This is a genomic window from Pseudomonas sp. GD04058 (assembly GCF_029836855.1).
GTDB classification, from domain to species: Bacteria; Pseudomonadota; Gammaproteobacteria; order Pseudomonadales; family Pseudomonadaceae; genus Aquipseudomonas; species Aquipseudomonas bharatica.
Map to the genome: position 1 here is coordinate 43343 of NZ_JAOECN010000032.1, position 21223 is coordinate 64565.

20 protein-coding genes are annotated in these 21223 nt (G+C 63.6%); 10 read left to right on the forward strand and 10 right to left on the reverse strand.

The genetic code is table 11. The features are described 5' to 3' along the window. The first annotated feature begins 14 nt into the window (after window positions 1–14). Both N7650_RS21845 and N7650_RS21850 read left to right on the forward strand, forming a co-directional pair. On the forward strand, window positions 15–287 hold the full coding sequence (locus N7650_RS21845; protein WP_009398581.1) for a DUF1145 domain-containing protein: 273 nt from the start codon (window positions 15–17) through the stop codon (window positions 285–287). Further along, on the forward strand, window positions 280–1038 hold the full coding sequence (locus N7650_RS21850; RefSeq protein ID WP_009398583.1) for a hypothetical protein: 759 nt from the start codon (window positions 280–282) through the stop codon (window positions 1036–1038). Before N7650_RS21845 ends, N7650_RS21850 begins: the two co-directional genes overlap by 8 nt. Before the next feature lie 82 nt (window positions 1039–1120). Here the strand turns inward: N7650_RS21850 and N7650_RS21855 are convergent, their stop codons facing one another. Then, window positions 1121–1585 carry a CopD family protein gene (locus N7650_RS21855; protein WP_009398585.1) on the reverse strand — a complete coding sequence of 155 codons (465 nt, stop codon included), beginning with the start codon at window positions 1583–1585 and terminating at the stop codon, window positions 1121–1123. A 99-nt stretch (window positions 1586–1684) separates the two neighbouring features. On the opposite strand from N7650_RS21855, the gene dinG reads away from it, so the two are divergent. From dinG to pdxH, 5 genes are all read left to right on the forward strand, one after another. After that, window positions 1685–3829, forward strand: coding sequence for an ATP-dependent DNA helicase DinG (gene dinG / locus N7650_RS21860; protein ID WP_279899986.1), 2145 nt, complete (start codon window positions 1685–1687; stop codon window positions 3827–3829). A 151-nt stretch (window positions 3830–3980) separates the two neighbouring features. Continuing rightward, entirely contained in the window at window positions 3981–6227 is a 2247-nt protein-coding gene (locus N7650_RS21865; protein ID WP_279899987.1) for a beta-galactosidase, read from the forward strand. A gap of 217 nt (window positions 6228–6444) precedes the next feature. Then, window positions 6445–7590 carry a serine hydrolase gene (locus tag N7650_RS21870; RefSeq protein WP_279899988.1) on the forward strand — a complete coding sequence of 382 codons (1146 nt, stop codon included), beginning with the start codon at window positions 6445–6447 and terminating at the stop codon, window positions 7588–7590. 87 nt (window positions 7591–7677) lie between these two features. Then, window positions 7678–8685 carry an OmpA family protein gene (locus N7650_RS21875; RefSeq protein ID WP_279899989.1) on the forward strand — a complete coding sequence of 336 codons (1008 nt, stop codon included), beginning with the start codon at window positions 7678–7680 and terminating at the stop codon, window positions 8683–8685. A 19-nt stretch (window positions 8686–8704) separates the two neighbouring features. After that, on the forward strand, window positions 8705–9352 hold the full coding sequence (gene pdxH, locus N7650_RS21880) for a pyridoxamine 5'-phosphate oxidase (protein WP_009398591.1): 648 nt from the start codon (window positions 8705–8707) through the stop codon (window positions 9350–9352). Here pdxH and N7650_RS21885 read toward each other — a convergent pair. Further along, complete coding sequence (locus N7650_RS21885; protein WP_279899991.1) at window positions 9349–9582, reverse strand: hypothetical protein; 234 nt, start codon at window positions 9580–9582, stop codon at window positions 9349–9351. The two genes, pdxH and N7650_RS21885, sit on opposite strands and share 4 nt — an antisense overlap. A 144-nt stretch (window positions 9583–9726) precedes the next feature. On the opposite strand from N7650_RS21885, the gene N7650_RS21890 reads away from it, so the two are divergent. After that, the gene (locus N7650_RS21890) at window positions 9727–10191 is read left to right on the forward strand and encodes a glycine zipper 2TM domain-containing protein (protein WP_009398593.1); all 465 of its coding nucleotides are present in this window, start codon (window positions 9727–9729) and stop codon (window positions 10189–10191) included. A gap of 66 nt (window positions 10192–10257) precedes the next feature. On the opposite strand, the gene nhaA is transcribed toward N7650_RS21890, so the two are convergent. Further along, window positions 10258–11439 (reverse strand): Na+/H+ antiporter NhaA, encoded by a 1182-nt coding sequence (nhaA, locus tag N7650_RS21895; protein ID WP_009398594.1) that lies wholly within the window; start codon window positions 11437–11439, stop codon window positions 10258–10260. Window positions 11440–11644: 205 nt separating this feature from the next. Between nhaA and N7650_RS21900 the strand changes: the two genes are divergently transcribed. Continuing rightward, entirely contained in the window at window positions 11645–12739 is a 1095-nt protein-coding gene (locus N7650_RS21900; protein WP_279899992.1) for a PLP-dependent cysteine synthase family protein, read from the forward strand. Between the two features lie 112 nt (window positions 12740–12851). Here the strand turns inward: N7650_RS21900 and N7650_RS21905 are convergent, their stop codons facing one another. From N7650_RS21905 to N7650_RS21935, 7 genes are all read right to left on the reverse strand, one after another. Next, window positions 12852–14468, reverse strand: coding sequence for an NAD(P)/FAD-dependent oxidoreductase (locus N7650_RS21905; protein WP_009408374.1), 1617 nt, complete (start codon window positions 14466–14468; stop codon window positions 12852–12854). A gap of 105 nt (window positions 14469–14573) precedes the next feature. After that, complete coding sequence (locus N7650_RS21910; RefSeq protein WP_279899993.1) at window positions 14574–15251, reverse strand: hypothetical protein; 678 nt, start codon at window positions 15249–15251, stop codon at window positions 14574–14576. A gap of 170 nt (window positions 15252–15421) precedes the next feature. After that, the gene (locus N7650_RS21915; protein ID WP_009408370.1) at window positions 15422–16123 is read right to left on the reverse strand and encodes an ABC transporter ATP-binding protein; all 702 of its coding nucleotides are present in this window, start codon (window positions 16121–16123) and stop codon (window positions 15422–15424) included. Then, window positions 16124–16891, reverse strand: coding sequence for a high-affinity branched-chain amino acid ABC transporter ATP-binding protein LivG (gene livG, locus N7650_RS21920; protein WP_009408368.1), 768 nt, complete (start codon window positions 16889–16891; stop codon window positions 16124–16126). Next, window positions 16888–18144, reverse strand: a complete 1257-nt coding sequence (locus tag N7650_RS21925; protein WP_009408366.1) for a high-affinity branched-chain amino acid ABC transporter permease LivM — start codon at window positions 18142–18144, stop codon at window positions 16888–16890. The genes livG and N7650_RS21925 overlap by 4 nt, the downstream gene beginning before the upstream one ends. Next, the gene (gene livH / locus N7650_RS21930; protein ID WP_009408365.1) at window positions 18141–19064 is read right to left on the reverse strand and encodes a high-affinity branched-chain amino acid ABC transporter permease LivH; all 924 of its coding nucleotides are present in this window, start codon (window positions 19062–19064) and stop codon (window positions 18141–18143) included. The genes N7650_RS21925 and livH overlap by 4 nt, the downstream gene beginning before the upstream one ends. A 227-nt stretch (window positions 19065–19291) precedes the next feature. Then, window positions 19292–20407, reverse strand: a complete 1116-nt coding sequence (locus N7650_RS21935; protein ID WP_009408364.1) for a branched-chain amino acid ABC transporter substrate-binding protein — start codon at window positions 20405–20407, stop codon at window positions 19292–19294. A gap of 363 nt (window positions 20408–20770) precedes the next feature. Here N7650_RS21935 and N7650_RS21940 point away from each other — a divergent pair, with 363 nt between their 5' ends. Continuing rightward, on the forward strand, window positions 20771–21076 hold the full coding sequence (locus N7650_RS21940; RefSeq protein ID WP_009408363.1) for a DUF2288 domain-containing protein: 306 nt from the start codon (window positions 20771–20773) through the stop codon (window positions 21074–21076). Window positions 21077–21223: the final 147 nt, after the last annotated feature.

The following is a 21223-nucleotide window of genomic DNA, read 5'->3' on the forward strand; positions in this document are numbered from 1 at the left end:
GAGGAGAACGACGGATGAAAACACTGCTGGGCCTGTTCAAGGTCCTGACCGTGCTGTTCTGGTGGGTGGTGCTGGCCAATCTGCTGATGCCGGCGGAGAAACCCTTCCATCAGTTGATCAACCTGGCGGGCGCCGCCCTGCTGGGCTTGCACCTGCTGGAAGTGCTGTTCTATAACGGTCGCCTGCGCGAGCGCAGCCACCGTTGGTTCGACCGCTTGCAGATCCTCCTGGTGGGCATCTTCCATATCCTCTCCATTCCCGCACCCAAGGAAGTACCGCATGCGTAAGCTGTTGCTGTTGACTGCGATGTTCAGCCCGCTGGCCCTGGCCGGTTCACTGAACGTCGAGCCCCACTCGGTGTTGCGCCTGGCGGGCAAGGCCGGCGTGGTGCATCTGGAGCGGCTCGAGGTGGCGGACTCGGCCACCCTGGTCCTGCCGGCCAGCCTGGTGGAGCTCAAGGTCGACCAACTGCACCTGGGACGTGACGCGCGGATTTCCGTGGTGCCGGCCGATGAAACCTTGCGCATCGCGGTGGAGCGGGCGCAACTGGATGAAGGCAGCCTGATTACCGCCACCGGCATGGCCGGTACCTATGAGCGCGCCGCCAGGCCGGGGCGCAACCTCGATCTGCGCTTGCAGCAGTTGCAGGCGCCCGTACTGGCCATCGACGCCCGGGGCGGCGCCGGAGCGCCGGGGTATGTCGGGCTGGATGGCGCCAATGGCAAGGCCGGCGGCTGCACCTGGGGTTCGGCCAGTCGCGGGGCGAATGGCGACAACGGTGGCGACGGCCACGACGGCTCGGCCGGTGGCCGGGTGCGCCTGGCATTGCCGGCGGATTATCCGGCCGAACAGATCAAGGTGCGGCTTGAAGGTGGGGCGCCGGGCAAGGCCGGTGCAGCGGGCAAAGCCGGGCAGGGTGGGGCGAGCAAGGGCTGCCTGGTGTATCGCACCGAGGCCGGGGCCGATGGCCGGCCCGGGCTGGAAGGGCAGCCTGGGATGGCTGGGGCTGCTGGCGAGTTGAGTGTTCAGCGCCTCTGAATCTTCTTTGTTCTTCAGGGCCTCATCGCTGGCAAGCCAGCTCCCACAGGGAGCTGGCTTGCCAGCGATGAGGCCCTCGAAGTCAGAAGGAAAGCCGGGTAGCTGCCACCAATACCACGGCAATCCCCAACAGCAGATTGATCCCCACCATCTTCCTGATTTTTCCCAGTACGGCAGCGCCCGCTGCCCAGTCCCCGGCCTCCACTGCCTTGCGCATTTCCGGTAGCAGCAGGCTCTGGATGCGCATGAACAGCGCGAACATCGCGATGCCGCCGCCAATCATCACCTGCACATGCCGCGGCGCGGTGTCGAGGGTGCCGAAGTGCATATGCAACATCCCGACACCACTGACTGCTAGAACCAGGATCGCGATCCATACCCAGCTGAAGAACCGGGAAAACACTTCCAGCCACAATTGCAAGCGGGCCGGGCCCTCCAGCACCGTGGCGGCCGCCGGACGCAAGACCATCCAGGCGAAGAACATGCCGCCGACCCACACCAGGGCGGCCAGCACATGCAGGCTATAAGGAAGGGCAAAGGCGGTCATCGGGCACTCCATTCAGCGCAAAGGGAAATTGGCGGGTATGATAGCCCGCTCATTCGAAACACTGAAAATATATCCAGCCCTTCGCGGGCGCCCGAGACCATGATCAGCAACGAACTCAAGTCCCAGATTCAGGGCGCCTATTCGCGTTTCCTCGAGGCCAAGGGCCTCAAGCCTCGCTATGGCCAGCGCCTGATGATCGCCGAAGTGGCCAAGGTCCTCGGCGACATCGATTGCGATGACGAAGGCCGGCGCAGCGGCGAACCGGCGGTGGTGGCGGTGGAAGCCGGTACCGGTACCGGCAAGACCGTGGCCTACAGCCTCGCCTCGATTCCCGCGGCCAAGGCTGCCGGCAAGCGCCTGGTGATCGCCACCGCTACCGTCGCCCTGCAGGAACAGATCGTCTTCAAGGATTTGCCCGACCTCATGCGCAACAGCGGCCTGAACTTCAGCTTCGCCCTGGCCAAGGGCCGAGGCCGCTACCTGTGCCTGTCGAAACTCGACCTGCTGCTCCAGGAAGGCCATGCGCAAAGCGCCACGGCCCAGCTTTTCGAGGAAGAAGGCTTCAGGATCGAGGTGGACGAAGCCAGCCAGAAACTCTTCAACAGCATGATCGAGAAGCTGGCCGGCAACCGTTGGGACGGTGACCGCGACAGTTGGCCCACCGCCCTGGAAGACCAGGACTGGGCACGGGTGACCACCGACCATAGCCAGTGCACCGGACGCCACTGCCCGAACTTCGGCCAGTGCACCTTCTACAAGGCTCGCGAAGGCATGGGCAAGGTCGACGTGATCGTCACCAACCACGATATGGTCCTGGCCGACCTGGCCCTGGGCGGCGGTGCAGTGCTGCCGGATCCGCGCGACACCATCTATGTGTTCGACGAAGGTCATCACCTGCCGGACAAGGCCATCGGCCACTTCGCCCACTACAGCCGCCTGCGCTCCACGGCGGACTGGCTGGAGCAGACCGCGAAGAACCTGACCAAGCTGCTGGCGCAGAACCCGTTGCCGGGTGACCTGGGCAAGTACATCGAGCAGGTTCCCGAGCTGGCGCGGGAGATCAAGAACCACCAGCAATTCATGTTCGCCGCTTGCGAGCAGGTCGCCGATTTCCGCCCCGGCGAGGATGCCGAAGGCCGTGAACGCCCGCGTTACCGCTTCATCGGCGGGGTGGTCCCGGAGCATATCCGCGAGATCGGCATCGAGTTGAAGAAGGGCTTCGCCCGCCTCAACGACCTGTTCACCCGCCTGGCCGACCTGCTCAAGGAAGGCATGGATGGCGAGGTCAATATCGGTATTCCCAGCCATCAGGCCGAAGAGTGGTACCCGCTGTTCGGCAACCTGCTGACCCGCGCGGGCAGCAACTGGGAGCTGTGGACCGCCTTCACCGCCGAGGACCCGGAAGACAGCCCGCCCATGGCGCGCTGGCTGACCCTGGCCGAAAGCGGCGCGCTGTTCGATATCGAGGTCAATGCCAGCCCGATCCTTGCGGCCGAGATGCTGCGGCGCAACCTGTGGAATGTCGCCCATGGTGCCCTGGTCACCTCCGCGACCCTCACCGCACTGGGCACGTTCGATCGTTTCCGCATGCGCTCGGGCCTGCCGAAGGCCGCGGTCACGGCGGTGGTGCCGAGCCCGTTCCACCACACCGACGCTGGCGTGCTGCGGGTCCCGGACCTGCGCGCCGACCCGCGGGACGCCGCTGCCCACACCGCCGCGATCATCCGTGACCTGCCGGAACTGGTGGAAGGCTCGCGGGGGTCGCTGGTGCTGTTCTCCTCGCGCAAGCAGATGCAGGACGTGTTCGACGGCCTGGACCGCGACTGGCGCCGGCAGGTGTTCATCCAGGGCAACCTGTCCAAGCAGGAAACCCTGAACAAGCACAAGGCACGGGTCGATGACGGCGAGTCCAGCGTACTCTTCGGCCTGGCCAGTTTCGCCGAGGGCGTGGACTTGCCGGGGGCGTACTGCGAGCACGTGGTGATCGCCAAGATTCCTTTCGCCGTGCCTGACGATCCCGTGGAAGCGGCGCTGGCCGAGTGGATCGAAGCGCGGGGAGGCAATCCGTTCATGGAGATCTCCGTGCCGGATGCCTCCTTGAAGCTGATCCAGGCCTGCGGGCGTTTGCTGCGTACCGAGCTGGATCGCGGGACCATCACCTTGCTTGACCGTCGGGTGGTCACCCAGCGCTATGGGAAGGCTATCCTCAATGCGCTGCCGCCGTTCCGTCGGGAAATTTCGTAGTTCTTGAGGGCCTCATCGCTGGCAAGCCAGCTCCCACAGGGGTGTGGGAGCTGGCTTGCCAGCGATGAGGCCTAAAATCTTTTGCACTTGCCGCTGTCTATCACCGGAACCAAGGCCCCTGAAAAGGCCCCTCAAGGAGAACTCCAGCCCCATGTTGCGCCGTACCCTTCCTGCCGCCTTCCTGCTAGTGCTCAGCCAACCCTTGCTGGCTGCGCAACAGACGCTGTTCAACTTCGTGCGCCCGACCTCGGTGGTCAACGTGGCGACCGAGGATGCCAGCCTGCCGCAGTACAACGCGGAACAGACGGCCGAGGGTGAGGTGCTGCGGCGGGTGGTGTTCAACCCGGTGCCGCGGCCCAGCCTGCGCATGAGCCCGCAGTCCGGCGTGTGGGACTGGTCCGCGCAGAAAACCCTGACCCTGCGCCTGCAAAGCGGCATGGACTGGGCCCTGACCCTGAACGTCACTGTGCAGAGCGCCGATGGCAAGACCCTCACCAGCCGCATCGACCTGCCCGCCGGCCCGGCGCAGACCGTGGTGATCCCGCTGCAGGCCGCTTCGTCCTTGAGCCAGGGCATGCGCGCCGGTCCGCCGATGCCGTGGACGTACGAGGGCCAGCGCCTGATCGTTGCCAGCAGCAGCGGCGAGCTGGACCTGAGCCAGGTCAGCGCCATCAGCCTGTCGATGAACCAGCCCAACGTCGCCCAGAGCGTGCTCATCGAGCGGATCAACGTGCAGGATGACGAGCGCCTGCAACAGGCCGCCTATAGCCAGCTGATCGACGGCTACGGCCAATACAGCCGGGGCCGCTGGCCGGAAAAGGTCGCCAGCGACGAACAGCTCAAGGCCGCAGCCGGTAAAGAACAGCAACAACTCAAGACCTGGCTCGCCGAGCGCGAGAAGCAACCGCTGGACCGCTTCGGCGGCTGGACCGGCGGCCAGACCTTCGATGCCAAGGGCTTCTTCCGCACCGTCAAGCGCGATGGTCGCTGGTACCTGGTGACCCCGGAAGGGCATCCGTTCTACTCCCTGGGCGTCAATGCGGTGAATGACGAGCCCGGGCGCACCTATGTCGCCGGTCGCGAAAGCATGTTCAGCGACTTGCCGAATGCCGACTCGCCGCTGGCTGCCTTCTACGGCGAAGGTAACAACAACGACGGCAATGCCTCGTCGAAAGGCCGCAACTTCAACCAGGGCCGTTGGTTCGATTTCTATGCCGCCAACCTGGAAAGGGCCTACGGCAAGCCGTGTCCGACGCCGACGGCAGATGCCAAACCCTGCCCGCCGCCTGTCCTCGACACCGCCCGCTGGCAAGCCCACACCCTCGATCGCCTGCAGGCCTGGGGCTTCAACACCCTTGGCAACTGGAGCGAGTCGAGCCTGGAACAGGCCGAGCGGGTGCCCTACACCCTGCCGCTGGCGATCGTCGGCGATTACGCCAGCATCAGCACCGGCATGGACTGGTGGGGCGCCATGCCCGACCCGTTCGACCCGCGTTTCGCCATGGCCACCGAGCGTGCCGTGGCCATCGCCGCCCGTGATCATCGTGACGACCCGTTCCTGATCGGCTACTTCGCCGACAACGAACTGGCCTGGGCAGCCCCGGGAGATGACCCGAAATCCCGCTATGGCCTGGCCTACGGCACCCTGCGCCTGACCACCGACGTACCGGCCAAGCGCGCTTTCCTCAAGCAGTTGCGCGACAAGTACCGTAACCAGGAAGGCCTGTCCAAGGCCTGGGGTATCCAGCTGACCGCCTGGGAACTGATGGAAGATCCGGGCTTCGAGGCGCCGCTGCCAAGCGCCGAGCACCCGCAGATCGAAGAAGACTTCAAGCACTTCCAGCGCTCCTTCGCCGATGCCTACTTCAAGACCATCTCCGATGCCCTGAAATGGCATGCGCCCAACCATCTGCTGCTGGGCGGTCGTTTCGCCGTGACCACACCGGAAGCGGTGGCGGCTTGCGCCCAGTACTGCGATGTCCTGAGTTTCAACTTCTATACGCCCAAACCCCAGGATGGCTACGACTTCGCCCGCTTGCGCGAGCTGGACAAGCCGGTGCTGGTCTCCGAGTTCCACTTCGGCTCTCGCGATCGCGGGCCGTTCTGGCCGGGGCCGATGGAGGTGGCACGGGAAGAGGACCGCGGGCCGGCTTACGCCGCGTTCCTCAAGGCGGCGCTGGAGGAGCCGGCGATCGTCGGTGTGCACTGGTTCCAGTTCTTCGACCAGCCGGCCAGCGGGCGCCTGCTCGATGGCGAAAACGGTCATTTCGGCTTGGTGGGGATTACCGATGTGCCGTACCAGGGCTTTATCGAACAGGTGCGCAAGGCCAATCTGCAGGTCGGGAAGCAGATCGTGGGTGTGGCGCACAAGCCCGAGGCCGAGCCCGCCAACAAGTAGCACGCAAACCCCCTGTGGGAGCTGGCTTGCCAGCGATGAGGCCGGCAATGACAAAGATGTTGTGAGGCCTGGCCCTATCGCTGGCAAGCCAGCTCCCACAGGTTGCGCGTTGCCCACATGAATAGTGGTCATTGTCCGACCCATGTCTGTTCCAAAATCCTTCGCGGGCTGAAACAATGCACGCCACTTTTCAGTCAGCTTCCAGGGGAGTCAACGGGTGCAGATCCAGGGTCATTTCGAACTCAGGTTCGAGGCGGTACGCGAGGCCTTTGCGGCACTTTTCGATGATCCCCAGGAGCGCGGTGCGGCCCTGTGCATCCAGGTCGGTGGCGAGACGGTAGTCGACCTCTGGGCCGGCACGGCCGACAAGGACGGCCATGAGGCCTGGCACAGCGACACTATCGCCAACCTGTTTTCCTGCACCAAGACCTTTGCCGCCGTGACCGCCCTGCAACTGGTGGGCGAGGGCAAGCTGCAACTGGACGCCCCGGTGGCCCGCTACTGGCCCGAGTTCGCCCAGGCCGGCAAGGAATCGGTGACCCTGCGCCAACTGCTCAGCCACCGCGCCGGCCTCCCGGCGATCCGCGAACTGCTTCCCGCCGAAGCCCTCTATGATTGGCAGACCATGGTCGACACCCTGGCCGCCGAAGCCCCCTGGTGGGAGCCGGGGACCGCGCACGGCTATGCGGCGATCACCTATGGCTGGCTGGTCGGTGAACTGATCCGCCGTGCCGATGGCCGCGGCCCCGGCGAATCCATCGTCGCCCGCACTGCCAGGCCCCTGGGGCTGGATTTCCACATCGGCCTGGACGATGCCGAATTCCACCGCGTCGCCCATATTGCCCGGGGCAAGGGCAACCTGGGCGATGCAGCGGCGCAGCGCCTGCTCAAGGTCACCATGAGCGAACCCCAGGCCCTGTCGACCCGGGCCTTCACCAATCCCCCGGCGATCCTCACCAGCACCAACAAGCCCGAGTGGCGGCGCATGCAGCAGCCGGCGGCCAATGGTCACGGCAATGCCCGCAGCCTGGCCGGTTTCTACGCCGGTCTTCTGGACGGCAGCCTGCTGGAGTCGGAACTGCTCGACGAATTGACCCGCGAACACAGCCTTGGCGACGACAGGACGCTCCTGACCCAGACCCGTTTCGGCCTCGGTTGCATGCTCGACCAGCCCACCGTGGCCAACGCCACCTTCGGCCTTGGCGCTCGCGCCTTCGGGCACCCCGGGGCGGGCGGTTCGGTAGGTTTCGCCGATCCGGAACATGACGTTGCCTTCGGGTTCGTCACCAATACCCTGGGCCCCTACATCCTCATGGACCCTCGCGCGCAGAAACTGGTGCGGGTTCTCGCCGACTGCCTTTGATCGGGTGCCACTGTACTCGCGGGCACGGTTGGCTATTCTGTGACCAGCTCTTTTCTATTTTTCCTTCATTTTCATGGTGTATCGCTGATGTCTTCACATAAAACCTTAGCTCTCGCCCTGTGCCTGGCCATCACTGGCTGCGCCCAGAACCCCCAGAAAGGCGCTGCGGACAGTGGCCACGGCTGGTGGCCGTTCGGCTCGGACAAGGTGGCTGACCAGGAAGTGAAGGAAGCGGTGCAGGAGAAGGTCGCCAGGTCCGAGGCCAAGGCCGAAGCCAAGTCCGAGGGCGGCAACTGGTGGTGGCCGTTCGGCGGCAGCGATGACAAACCTGCGGACAAGGTCGCTGCGGTGCCCAAGGTCGACGTCAAGGCCACCCAGGCCTGGCTGGATAATTACGAGCCGAAGGTGCGCGAGGCGATCAAGGACAGCAAGCTGGAGCTGGAGCGCCGCGAAGACGTGCTGGTGGTGACCTTGCCAGTGGACAGCGGCTACAACCCGGACCGTCCGGCCATGCTCCTGCCGATCAGCCTCGGCCCGATCACTAAGGTGGCCAAGGTAATCGAAACCGATCCGAAAACCGCTGTGCTGATCCTCGGCCATGCCGACAGCAGTGGCGCTGCCGCCACTAACCAGAAACTCAGCTTGGAGCGCGCCGCATCGGTGTCGGCGATCTTCCGTCTCAGTGGCCTGCAGCGTGACCGCCTGACCCTGCGCGGGATGGGCTCGGTCGCTCCGCGTGCGGCCAACGACAGCCTCCAGGGCCGCTCCCTGAACCGCCGCGTGGAAATGATCCTGACCCCGCAAGAGACGCTGGTCGCCCTGGTGGCCAAATATAAGCAACCGACCCCAAGCCCGGCCGAGCTGGTCGCGGTGCAGGACGTCAAGCCGGCCGCCGCTGCCGCCAAGCCTGCTGCAAAACCGGCGGCCAAGGCTGCCGCGAAAGCCGCGGCCAAGGCCACCACGGCGAAGAAAACCGCCCCGGCGAAAACCGCCGCGGCCTCTAAAAAAGCGGCTCCAGCCAAAGCGGCTGCGAAAAAAGCCGAGCCTGCCGCCAAGAAGGTGGCAGTCAACAACAGCCCTGCGAAGACCAACTGATCCTCAAGGAACGCTGTAGATGACCCAGACACTGGCTGATATGCGCCGTGACTACACCCGTGACGGCCTGGCCGAGGCGCAAGCCCCGGCCGAGCCGTTCGCCCTGTTCCACCAGTGGTTCGCCGACGCGGTGAAAACCGAGCAGGCGCCGGTGGAAGCCAACGCCATGACCCTGGCCACCGTCGATGCCGATGGCCGACCGCATTGCCGTGTTCTGCTGCTCAAGGGCCTGGACGAGCACGGTTTCACCTTCTTCACCAACTACGAGAGTGCCAAGGGCCAGCATCTGCTGGCCAACCCGTTCGCCGCCATGACCTTTTTCTGGCCGGCGTTGGAGCGGCAGGTGCGTATCGAAGGACGGGTGGTGAAGGTGTCGGCGCAGGAGTCCGACGCGTATTTCCAGGTACGCCCGCTGGGCAGTCGCTTGGGCGCCTGGGCCTCGCCGCAGAGCCGGGTGATCGCCGACCGTGGCGAGCTTGAGGCCCTGCTCAAGGCTACCGAGCAGCGCTTCAGCGATACCCAGCCGCACTGCCCGGAGCATTGGGGTGGTTACCGGCTGCTTCCGGAGCGCATCGAGTTCTGGCAGGGGCGCGCCAGCCGTCTGCATGACCGCCTGAATTACCGTCTGGAGCAGGGCAACTGGCTGCGTGAGCGCCTGGCTCCTTAACCGGCGTAGGTGGCGGCCTCGCGTTCCAGCCAGGCCGCCAGCTCCTTTCGCTTGACCTTTTGCGCTCTTGCCGCATCCAACCTTTGCAGCATGTATGTACGCTTGCCTTCGTCCTTGCCGGCAAAGGACAGCGCCAGGTCACGATCGGTCCATCGTCTGATCCGCACATAGAGCCAGCCGTGGAAATACAGGCCGGCCAGGGTGGTGATGGCGATGATGAAGTAATCCATGTCTATTCTTCCTGCAGGTTGTCTGACGGTTCCGACCGAATGCCCCTGTACCGGAGCTGAATGAAAGCAATTTTATCCATCGCACGTCGTGACAGTCGTCAACGCGCGCAGTCTAATGGGCACCTGTCTTAAGGAGTGATTCCTATGCGTAAATCTGTACTGCTGGTCGCATCGTTCACCACGATGTCGCTGTTGCTGGGCGGTTGTGCCTCGAACCTGTCCGGTGATTCCTATTCCCGTGACGAGGCGCGCCGCGTGCAGACCGTGCGCATGGGCACCATCGAATCCCTGCGCCCGGTCAAGATCGAAGGCACCAAGACGCCAATCGGCGGTGGTGCAGGTGCGGTGGTCGGCGGGGTTGCCGGTAGCGCCATCGGTGGCGGCCGCGGCAGTATCGTCGCCGCTGTGATCGGTGCGGTTGCCGGTGGTCTGGCCGGCTCTGCCGCCGAAGAAGGTCTGACCCGTACCCAGGGCGTGGAAATCACCGTGCGCGAAGACGACGGCAGCATGCGTGCCTATGTGCAGCAGGTTCAGGAAAACGAGATTTTCCGGGTCGGCGAGCGCGTGCGCATCATGACCGTAAACGGCACCAGCCGCGTCAGTCACTAAGGCTTGCGGCAAAAGAAAACCCCGGTCGGCTTGAGCCGCTCGGGGTTTTTTTACGACTCTCGATCGTCAGCTGGTTGGCTGTTTCGGACTGGAGAGGGCGGTGATGGTGTAGCCGATGATGGCCGCAAGGACCGAACCGGTGAGGATACCCATGCGGTCCATGCCCACGTACTCGCTGGCGCCGGGGACGAAGGCCAGGGAGCCGACGAACAGGCTCATGGTGAAGCCGATGCCGCAGAGAATCGCCACGCCGAGGACCTGCCCCCAGTTGGCCCCGGCCGGCAGGGCGGCCAGGCCCAGCTTGATGGCGATCCAGGTCAGGCCGAACACCCCGATGGTCTTGCCCGCCAGCAGGCCCACGGCAATGCCCATGGGCACGGCGTGGGTAAAGCTTTCAAGAGTCACCCCGGCGAGGGACACGCCGGCGTTGGCGAAGGCGAACAAGGGCAGGATGCCGAAGGCCACCCACGGGTGCAGGGCGTGTTCCAGGGTGAGCAGGGGCGAGGTTTCGGCATTGCGCGTGCGCAACGGGATGCACAACGCCAGGGTGACGCCCGCCAGGGTTGCATGCACGCCACTCTTGAGTACGCAGACCCAGAGGACAAGGCCGATCACCAGGTACGGACCTAACTTGACCACGCCGAGGCGGTTCATCGCGATCAGTGCGGCGATGCAGGCGGCTGCCAGCATCAGCGAGAGGGTCGACAGGGCACCGGAATAGAACAGGGCGATGATGATGATCGCGCCGAGGTCGTCGATGATCGCCAGGGTCATCAGGAACAGCTTCAGCGACACCGGCACGCGCTTGCCGAGCAGCGCCAGCACGCCGAGGGCGAAGGCGATGTCGGTGGCGGTGGGTATGGCCCAGCCTGCGATCGCGGCGGGGTTGTCGCGGTTCATGAACCAGTAGATCAGGGCTGGCACCAGCATGCCGCCAAGGGCTGCCGCGCCGGGCAGGACCACCTGGGACGGCTTGGACAGATGCCCCTCGACCAGCTCGCGCTTGACTTCCAGGCCGATGAGCAGGAAGAACAGCGCCATCAGGCCGTCGTTGATCCACAGCAGCAGCGGCTTGGCGATGCTCAGGGCACCCACCTGCACGGCCACCGGTACCTCCAGCAGGCCGTTGTAGAGCCAGGACAGCGGCGAGTTGTTGACGATAAGGGCCAGCACCGCAGCGGCGATCAGCAGCAGGCCGCTGGCGGCTTCGAGCTGGAAGAACCGGGTGAATGTGCTACGTAGAGGCAAGGTCGCTCCTCCATCGAATGACAAAAAGGTCGAACACCCTAACCCGTTGTGATATTCATTAAAATAAAAACTATATTCTTTTTTGTTATAAGCTGTTTCAGTGTTTTCATGGCTATCGGGCTTTTCTGGCAAGGATGTAGGAAGTTGCCTAATGGACGGTAGTCGTTTCTACAGCCATTTGCCCCTGACGCATGAGAACCGCCCCATGAATCATCACCGCACCTGGGTCCGTGAAGCCATTCGCATCATCGAGGCCGACTTCCAGCGTAGTGCCGATACTCATCTGATTCCCCTGTCCATGCCGGGCTTTCCGGATATCGACCTGTACTTCAAGGACGAGTCCAGCCACCCCACCGGCAGCCTTAAGCACCGGTTGGCCCGTTCGTTGTTTCTCTATGCCTTGTGCAATGGCTGGTTGCGCCCCGGAGCGCCGGTGATCGAGGCGTCCAGCGGTTCGACGGCCATTTCCGAAGCGTATTTCGCCCGGCTGCTGGGCTTGCCTTTTATCGCGGTCATGCCAGCCACCACATCGCGGGAAAAGATCGCGCAGATCGAGTTCTATGGTGGCCAGCCGCACCTGGTACAGGACCCGACGCAGATCTACGCCGAGTCCGAGCGTCTGGCCTGGGAAAGCGGCGGCCACTTCATGGATCAGTTCACCTACGCCGAGCGTGCCACCGACTGGCGTGCCAACAACAACATCGCCGAGTCGATCTTCAGCCAGATGCACTTCGAGCGGCATGCCGAACCGGCCTGGCTGATTTCCAGCCCCGGCACCGGCGGGACCACGGCGACCCTGGGCCGCTACGTGCGCTACCGCCGCCACGCGACGCGGGTGCTATGCGCAGATGCCGAGCGTTCGGTGTTCTTCGATTGCTATCGCAGTGGCGATCGTTCGCTGCGCCTGGACTGCGGTTCGCGCATCGAGGGCATTGGTCGGCCGGGGGTCGAGGCCTCGTTCCTGCCGGCGGTGATCGATGCGATGGTCAAGGTGCCGGATGCACTGTCGCTGGCGGCCATGCACTACCTGGCGCAGCGCCTGGGACGGCGGGTCGGCGGCTCGAGCGGGACCAACCTGATCGGGGCCTTGCAGGCGGCGCTGCATATGCAATCGGCGGGGGAGTCGGGGTCGATCGTGGCGATCCTGTGCGATAGTGGGGAGCGCTACGCGACGACCTATTACGATGAGCAATGGCTGGGGCAGCAGGGGTACGTGTTGGAACCGTTGATTGCGGCGGTGGCGGGGTGTGTGGAGCGTGGAGAGGGGTTACCGGAGTCGGTACTGCGCGAAGGGATCTGAAAATCCATGGTGTTGCTGAGGGCCTCATCGCTGTTCAAGCCAGCTCCCACAGAGTCCGCGGTGCATGCGGTCCCTGTGGGAGCTGGCTTGCCAGCGATGAGGCCCTGAAGCCTTACTCGGTCAGCCCGAGCATGCTGCGGGCCACGGCTTCGGCAATCCGGATGCCATCCACGCCCGCCGATAGAATGCCCCCGGCATACCCGGCCCCTTCACCCGCCGGGAACAACCCCTTCAGGTTCAGGCTCTGCAGGGTCTCGTCCCGGGTGATTCGCAGCGGCGACGAGGTCCGGGTCTCGATGCCGGTCAGGATCGCATCCGCCAGGTTGTAGCCCTTGATCTGCCGGTCGAAGGCCGGGATCGCCTCGCGCAGGGCTTCGATGGCGAAGTCCGGCAGGCTCGGCGCAAGGTCGCCGAGGTTGATGCCCGGCTTGTACGAGGGTTCCACGCTGCCCAGGGCGGTAGACGGACGACCGGCCACGAAATCACCGACCAGTTGCGCCGGAGCGTGATAATTGCTGCCACCCAGCTCATAGGCGCGTTCTTCCAGGCGCTCCTGCAGCTCGATCCCGGCCAGCGGGCCACCCGGGTAATCCTGCTCCGGAGTGATGCCGACGACGATGCCCGAGTTGGCGTTGCGCTCGTTGCGCGAGTACTGGCTCATACCGTTGGTCACGACGCGGCCCGGCTCGCTGGTGGCGGCGACCACGGTGCCGCCCGGGCACATGCAGAAGCTGTAGACCGAACGGCCGTTTTTCGCGTGGTGCACCAGCTTGTAGTCGGCGGCGCCGAGTTTCGGGTGGCCGGCGTACTTGCCCAGGCGCGCCTTGTCGATCAGCGATTGCGGGTGCTCGATGCGGAAACCGATGGAGAACGGCTTGGCTTCCATGAACACGCCACGACCGTGCAGCATGCGGAAGGTGTCACGGGCGCTGTGGCCAAGGGCCAGGACGACATGGCGCGAATGCAGCTGTTCGCCGGTATGCAGGACCACGCCATGGAGCTGGCCGTCTTCCATCAGCAGGTCGGTGACCTTGTGCTCGAAGCGCACTTCGCCACCGAGTGCGATGATCTCCTCGCGGATGTTCTCGACCATGCCGGTCAGGCGGAAGGTACCGATATGCGGCTTGCTGACGTAGAGGATTTCCTCGGGTGCGCCGGCCTTGACGAATTCGTGCAGGACCTTGCGGCCATAGTGCTTCGGGTCCTTGATCTGGCTGTACAGCTTGCCGTCGGAGAAGGTCCCGGCGCCGCCTTCGCCGAACTGCACGTTGGACTCGGGGTTGAGCACGCTCTTGCGCCACAGGCCCCAGGTGTCCTTGGTCCGCTGACGGACTTCCTTGCCGCGCTCCAGCACGATCGGACGCAGGCCGGCCTGGGCCAGGATCAGGCCGGCGAAGATGCCGCAAGGGCCGAAACCGACCACGATGGGCCGTTCGGCCAGGCCGCCCTCGGGCGCCACGCCCACCGGCTTGTAGCTCACGTCAGGGGCGATGCCGACGTTGTGGTCGTCGGCGAACCGTGCGAGAACCGCGGCTTCGTCACGCAGGCTCAGGTCGATGGCGTAGATGAACAGCAGTTCGGTGTTCTTCTTCCGCGCGTCGTAGCTGCGCTTGAAGATGGTGAAGTCGAGCAGCTCGGCGTCGTCGATGCCCAGGCGTTGCACGATGGCCTCGCGCAGGGCTTCGTCGGGATGATCCAGCGGCAGCTTCAGTTCGGTGATTCGTAGCATGACAGGGTCCAGTATCCCGGCCATGGAAGGGCCGGCGGCTTTACACAAACGCGAGAGTATAAAGCTTTCGCCGGCCTGGCAGGCAGTCTGAATGCGCGCCGGCGGTCAGTCGTTGCGCGACCCGCCGAAGTAACCGCAGCCCTGGAGGGTCTGGCCGTCCAGGCGCAGTTGCGCGGTCAGGTGGCTGATGCCGCCGGTGGCGCTGTCGACGCAGCGTTGCGGAGCGAGCCACAGCTCGACCTTCTGCCCGTTGGCTTCGCTGCTGACGCTGATGCCGCCGCCGGGCATCTGCTCTTCCAGGTAGGGCAGGGCCAGTGGTGGCTGGTCCGGACGGTTGAGGACCATGCCCTGGCCGCTGACATTGAGGTTCCAGAATGGCTCGTGGCCGGCGGCGCGCAGGGTCAGGCGCTTGAAATTGGGGTCGCTGCAGGCGCTGGCCGAGTGATCGAGCCGGTACAACTGGTGCACGTTGAGCTGGCCGTCGGTGCCTTCGCTTTTACTGGAGGAAAGGGTGCCGCGCAGGTCGGCGAAAAGTACGCCCGGAGTGGCGGCGAGGGTCGCGGCTTCCTGTAACAGGCCGGTATTGCCGGCGTCCTGGACGACGAAGCGGCGGCTTTCGGTGCAGGGTTTGAACAGCAACTGGCCATTGGCGGCGCTGAGCTCGCCTTGCAGGCGGGTCATGCCGGCGGTGGAGACGCTGGTTTCCGGCTGGTCGGCGAGCAACTGGCAACCGGCGAACAGCGGCAGCAGCGCGGCGACGAACAGCGAGGGGGCGATACGCATCGAGGAAAACTCCGGGATCTCGGCCTGAAAAGTTTCCAACGGTATGCAGGGTGAGGGGGGATTACAAGTGAAGTTGTGTCAGGGAAATCTGCTGTGGCTGTAAGGCTCATCGCTGGCAAGCCAGTCCCCACCCTGTGGGAGCTGGCTTGCCAGCGATAGGGCCCGGGAGATCAACCCCCGAGGTAAGCGTCACGCACTTTAGGATCGGTCAACAGCGCTTCCCCGGTCCCTTGCATCACCACATGCCCGTTCTCCAGTACATAGGCGCGGTCGGCGATCTTCAGCGCCTGGTTGGCGTTCTGCTCCACCAGGAACACGGTCACGCCATCACGGCGCAACTGTTCGATGATGTCGAAGATCTGCTGGATGATGATCGGCGCCAGGCCCAGCGATGGCTCGTCGAGCAGCAGCAGCTTGGGCTTGCTCATCAGCGCCCGGCCGATGGCAAGCATCTGCTGCTCGCCGCCGGACATGGTGCCGCCACGCTGGCTGTAGCGTTCCTTCAGGCGCGGGAACAGGTGCAGGACCTTGTCCAGTTGCTCCTGGTAGTCGCCCTTGTCGGTGAAGAAGCCGCCCATGGCCAGGTTTTCCTCGACGGTCAGGCGCGAGAACACGCGGCGGCCTTCCGGGACCACGGCGATGCTCTTGCGCATGATGTGCGAGGACGGCTGGCCGACCAGTTCTTCGCCCAGGTAGCGGATGCTGCCGCTATGGGCTTGCGGCGAACCGCACAGAGTCATCAGCAGGGTGGACTTGCCGGCACCGTTGGCGCCGATCAGGGTGACGATCTCGCCCTGGTTGATTTCCACGTTGACCGAGTGCAGCGCCTGGATCTTGCCGTAGAAGGTGGAAACGTTTTCGAACTGCAGCATTTACGCTTCCCCCAGGTAGGCTTTGATCACGTCAGGGTTGTCGCGGATCTGTTCCGGCGTGCCATCGGCCAGGGGCGTGCCCTGGTTGATTACGACGATATGGTCGGAAATGCTCATGACCAGCTTCATGTCATGCTCGATCAGCAGCACGGTGACATTGTGCGATTCGCGCAGGTACGCGATCAGCGCCTTGAGGTCCTCGGTTTCCTTGGGGTTGAGGCCGGCTGCCGGCTCGTCGAGCATGATGATCCGCGGCTGGGTCATCATGCAGCGGGCGATTTCCAGGCGGCGCTGCTGGCCGTAGGCCAGGGTCCCGGCGGTACGGTTGGCGAACTCGGTCAGGTTGACCTTGTCCAGCCAGTACTGCGCGCGTTCCATCGCTTCCTTCTCGCTGCGGCGGAAAGCCGGGGTCTTGAACAGACCGGCGAAGAAGTTGGTGTTGAGGTGGCGGTGCTGGGCGATCAGCAGGTTTTCCAGCGCGGTCATTTCCTTGAACAGGCGTACGTTCTGGAAGGTCCGCACCACGCCCTTGCGGGCGATCTGGTGACCGGCCAGGCCCTGGATCGGCTGGCCATCGAGGAGGATGGTGCCGCCGCTGGGCTTGTAGAAACCGGTCAGGCAGTTGAACACCGTGGTCTTGCCGGCGCCGTTCGGGCCGATCAGGGCGACCACCTGTTTTTCCTTGACGGTCAGGCCGACGCCGTTGACCGCCAACAAGCCGCCGAAGCGCATGCTCAGGCCGCTGACTTTCAGAATTTCGCGGCTCATCGACGCAGCTCCATATGTGGACGTTGCATAGGCAGCAGGCCCTGCGGACGCCAGATCATCATCAATACCATCAGAGCGCCGAACATCAGCATGCGGTATTCGCTGAAGTCACGCATAAGCTCCGGCAGCAGGATCATCACGATGGCCGCGAGGATCACGCCCAACTGGGAGCCCATACCGCCGAGCACGACGATGGCGAGGATGATCGCCGATTCGATGAAGGTGAAGGATTCCGGTGTCACCAGGCCCTGGCGCGCGGCGAAGAAGCTGCCGGCGAACCCGGCGAAGCAGGCACCCAGGGTGAACGCCGAGAGCTTGATCACGGTCGGGTTCAGGCCCAGTGCGCGGCAAGCGATCTCGTCTTCGCGCAGCGCTTCCCAGGCACGGCCGATCGGCATGCGCAGCAGGCGGTTGATGACGAACAGCGCCAGCAGGGCGAGGAGCAGGGCCACCAGGTAAAGGAAGATCACCTTGTTGATCGAGTTGTATTCCAGCCCGAAGAACTCATGGAAGGTCTGCATGCCCTCGGCAGCCTTGCGTTCGAAGGTCAGGCCGAAGAAGGTCGGCTTCTCGATGTTGCTGATGCCGTTCGGACCGCCGGTGATATCGGTGAGGTTGCGCAGGAACAGCCGAATGATCTCACCGAAACCGAGGGTCACGATGGCCAGGTAGTCACCGCGCAGGCGCAGCACCGGGAAGCCCAGCAGGAAGCCGAAGGTGGCCGCCATCAGGCCGGCGATCGGCAGGCAGATCCAGAAGCTCAGGCCGAAGTAGTGCGAGAGCAGCGCGTAGCTGTACGCACCCACGGCGTAGAAGCCGACGTAGCCGAGGTCGAGCAGGCCCGCCAGGCCGACCACGATGTTCAGGCCTAGGCCGAGCAGTACGTAGATCAGGATCAGGGTGGCGATGTCGACCGCGCCGCGCGAGCCGAAGAACGGCCAGACCAGCGCGACCACGATCAGGCCGAGGATGATGTAGCGCTGGGTCTTGGGCAGGGTCAGCCAGTTGCTGACCTTGGGTGGCACCAAAGGACCGTCCCGACGCGAGCGCATCATTGCGCTCCATTGCTTGTCCAGCAGCACGCGCAGGAACATCAGCACCGAACACAGGGCGATCACGCCGAGGGTGAACGGACCCTGGCCGTGCACTTCCAGGTTGATGCCGACGATGCTGAGTTTCAGGCCGAGCACCGGGAAGGCCACGGCCCAGACCAGCAGGGCGCTGAAGAACGCCGATTTGAGGTTTCTGTTCATACTTTCTCAACCTCCGGACGGCCGAGGATGCCGGTCGGACGGAACAACAGGACGAGAACCAGCAGGCCGAACGCCACGACGTCCTTGTACTGGTCGCCGAAGATGTCAGCGCCGAAGGCTTCGGCCACACCCAGCACCAGGCCGCCGAGCATGGCGCCCGGAATGCTGCCGATGCCACCGAGGACTGCCGCGGTGAAGGCCTTCAGGCCCACCAGGAAGCCGGCGTTGGGGTTGATCACGCCGTACTGCATGCTCAGCAGCACTGCGGCCACGGCTGCCAGGGCGGCACCGATGACGAAGGTCAGGGCGATGATGTTGTTGGTGTTGATCCCCAGCAGGTTGGCCATCTTGATGTCTTCGGCGCAGGCCCGGCAGGCCCGGCCCAGACGCGAGCGGGAGATGAACAGGGTAAGGCCGGTCATGGCGATCAGGGTGACCACGAAGACCAGGATCTGCATGTAGGACACCAGGACTTCTTCCGCACCGCCCGGACCGAAGGAAATGCTCCCCGGGATCAGGTTGGGAATGGATTTGTCCTTGGAGTCCTGGGAAAGCAGTACGGTGTTCTGCAGGAAAATCGACATGCCGATGGCGGAAATCAGCGGGATCAGGCGGTTGCTGTTGCGCAACGGCCGGTAGGCGACCCGTTCGATACTGTAGCCGTAGGCACTGGTAACGACGATCGTCGCGATGAACGCGGCGGTCATCAGCAGCGGCAGCGAATGGATGCCCATCATGGCCAGTCCGGCAAGGACGATGAAGGCCACGTAGGAACCAATCATGTACACCTCGCCGTGGGCGAAGTTGATCATTCCAATGATGCCGTAAACCATTGTGTAGCCAATGGCTATCAAGGCATAGGTGCTGCCAATGGTCAGGCCATTAACCAGCTGTTGGAAAAAGTGATAGATCTCAGGCATTACAGCGCTCCTAAAAACCTGAATATGCATTTCGCTGGCGGGGCTTGCCCGGCATGGCCTTGTGGTCTGGGGCCACTTCGGCCGATGCGTTGCCAGGGAACCGCTGGTGACGGTTTTAAGATTTTCAGGTGAACCCGATCCCGGATCGCGGGAAGCGGGCCCATGAACCTCGTAAAACAAAGCCCACTGCTCGCACAGTGGGCTTTTCGGTCAAGTATCAGACGGTGTTACTGAGGGGAAACTTCGGTTTTCGGTTTGCCGAAATGCCATTCGTAGACCACGAACTTGAAGTCCTTCAGGTCGCCTTTTTCGTCGTAGGACAGTTCACCGGTCGGGGTCTTGAAGGTGCCGGCGTGGATGGCTGCGGCCACCTTGTCGGTATCTTCGCTACCGGCTTTCTTGATGCCCTGGGCGATCAGCTCGACAGCCGAGTAGGCCGGGAACACGAACGGACCGCTAGGGTCCTTGCCGTCGGCCTTGATGGCTTCGACGATCTTCTTGTTCTCGGGATCGGCATCGAAGGACTTCGGCAGGGTCACCAGCAGGCCTTCGGACGCGTCCTGGGCGATCTGCGAGATGGAGTCGTTGCCGACGCCTTCCGGACCCATGAACTTGGCGTTCAGGCCTTTTTCCTTGGCCTGGCGCAGGATCAGGCCGAGCTCCGGGTGGTAGCCGCCGTAGTAGACGAAGTCGACGTTGTTCTGCTTGAGCTTCTGGATGATCGAGGAGAAGTCCTTGTCACCGGCGTTCAGGCCTTCGAAGACGGCAACCTTGGTGCCTTTCTTCTCGAGGGTCGATTTGACCGCGGTGGCGATGCCTTCACCGTACTGCTGCTTGTCGTGCAGTACCGCGACGACCTTCGGCTTGACGTGATCGGCGATGTAGTTGCCGGCGGCCGGGCCCTGGGCGCTGTCCAGGCCGATGGTGCGGAAGATCAGCTTGTAACCGCGGGAGGTGATTTCCGGGCTGGTGGCAGCCGGGGTGATCATGATCACGCCTTCGTCTTCGTAGATGTCGGACGCTGGCTGGGTGGAGCTGGAGCAGAGGTGGCCGATGACGAACTTGACGCCGTCGTTGACCACCTTGTTGGCGACTGCCACGGCCTGTTTCGGGTCGCAGGCGTCGTCGTATTCCTTGGCTTCGAGCATCTTGCCGTCGACACCGCCAGCGGCGTTGATGTCCTTGATGGCTTGCTTGGCACCGATGAACTGCATGTCACCGTATTGCGTCACCGGACCGGTCTTCGGGCCGGCGATGCCGATCTTGATGGTATCGGCGGCGAAGGAATGGCTGGCAACGCCGGCCAGGACCATCGCGGCGAACAGCTTGGAAACTTTACTCATAGTGCTCCACTCATTCTGTTGTAATTTTTATCGTCCTTGCGCCATGGCAGAGGACCCGACGGACCCGGTACGGCTACGCCGTATCGCAGCCCGCATTCCGGTTTCATCCCCGGTGAATGCCCTGGCAACTGTACCGGTACAGTGTAGAGCGCCGCTTCATCGCTTGAAAAGCAGGCCCGCCGAGGCAAAAACAAGGGGTGTCGCCTGATCGACATAAAGATACAAAAAAGCGTCTTCTTGCTGTCCGGAAGTTCCGGAAACGTTTGGCTTTGCTGGACCTGTCGACCAATTACTTATTTGAAACTGGGTTTTTCTGCAAAAATACCGGCCTTTCGAATGACCTGAATACTTTTGGTGAAACCCATGACTGATGAACCAAGCACCCTCTATGCCAAACTGCTCGGCGAGACGGCGGTAATCGAGTGGAAAGCCCTGGAGCGTTTTTGGGCAAAGGGTGACCTGATTTGGGTCGACCCTTCCCTTGACCTGATCGAAGTCGCACAGGCGATGGCCGAGAACCGCAGCGAAACCTTTGCACAGTGGCGTGATGCTGGCACTGTCGGCCCGGTCAGCTCCGAGCAGGCCCTCGACCTGCAGAGCCGCGATCCAGAGATCTGGGCGGTGGTGGTGCAGCCGTTCATCGTGATTCAGGTTCGGCCGTCGGCCTGAGGCGGCGCCAATCGGGTGCGTAAAAACGCACAGCGAGTCCATTTTGGTGCGCGAGGTCGATCAAGCGGGGTGACGGTTGGTAACAGTGATCGTTGCACCAGTCGGGAGCGGTAACAGTTCTGGAGCGGGATGGCTGGAAGATAAAAG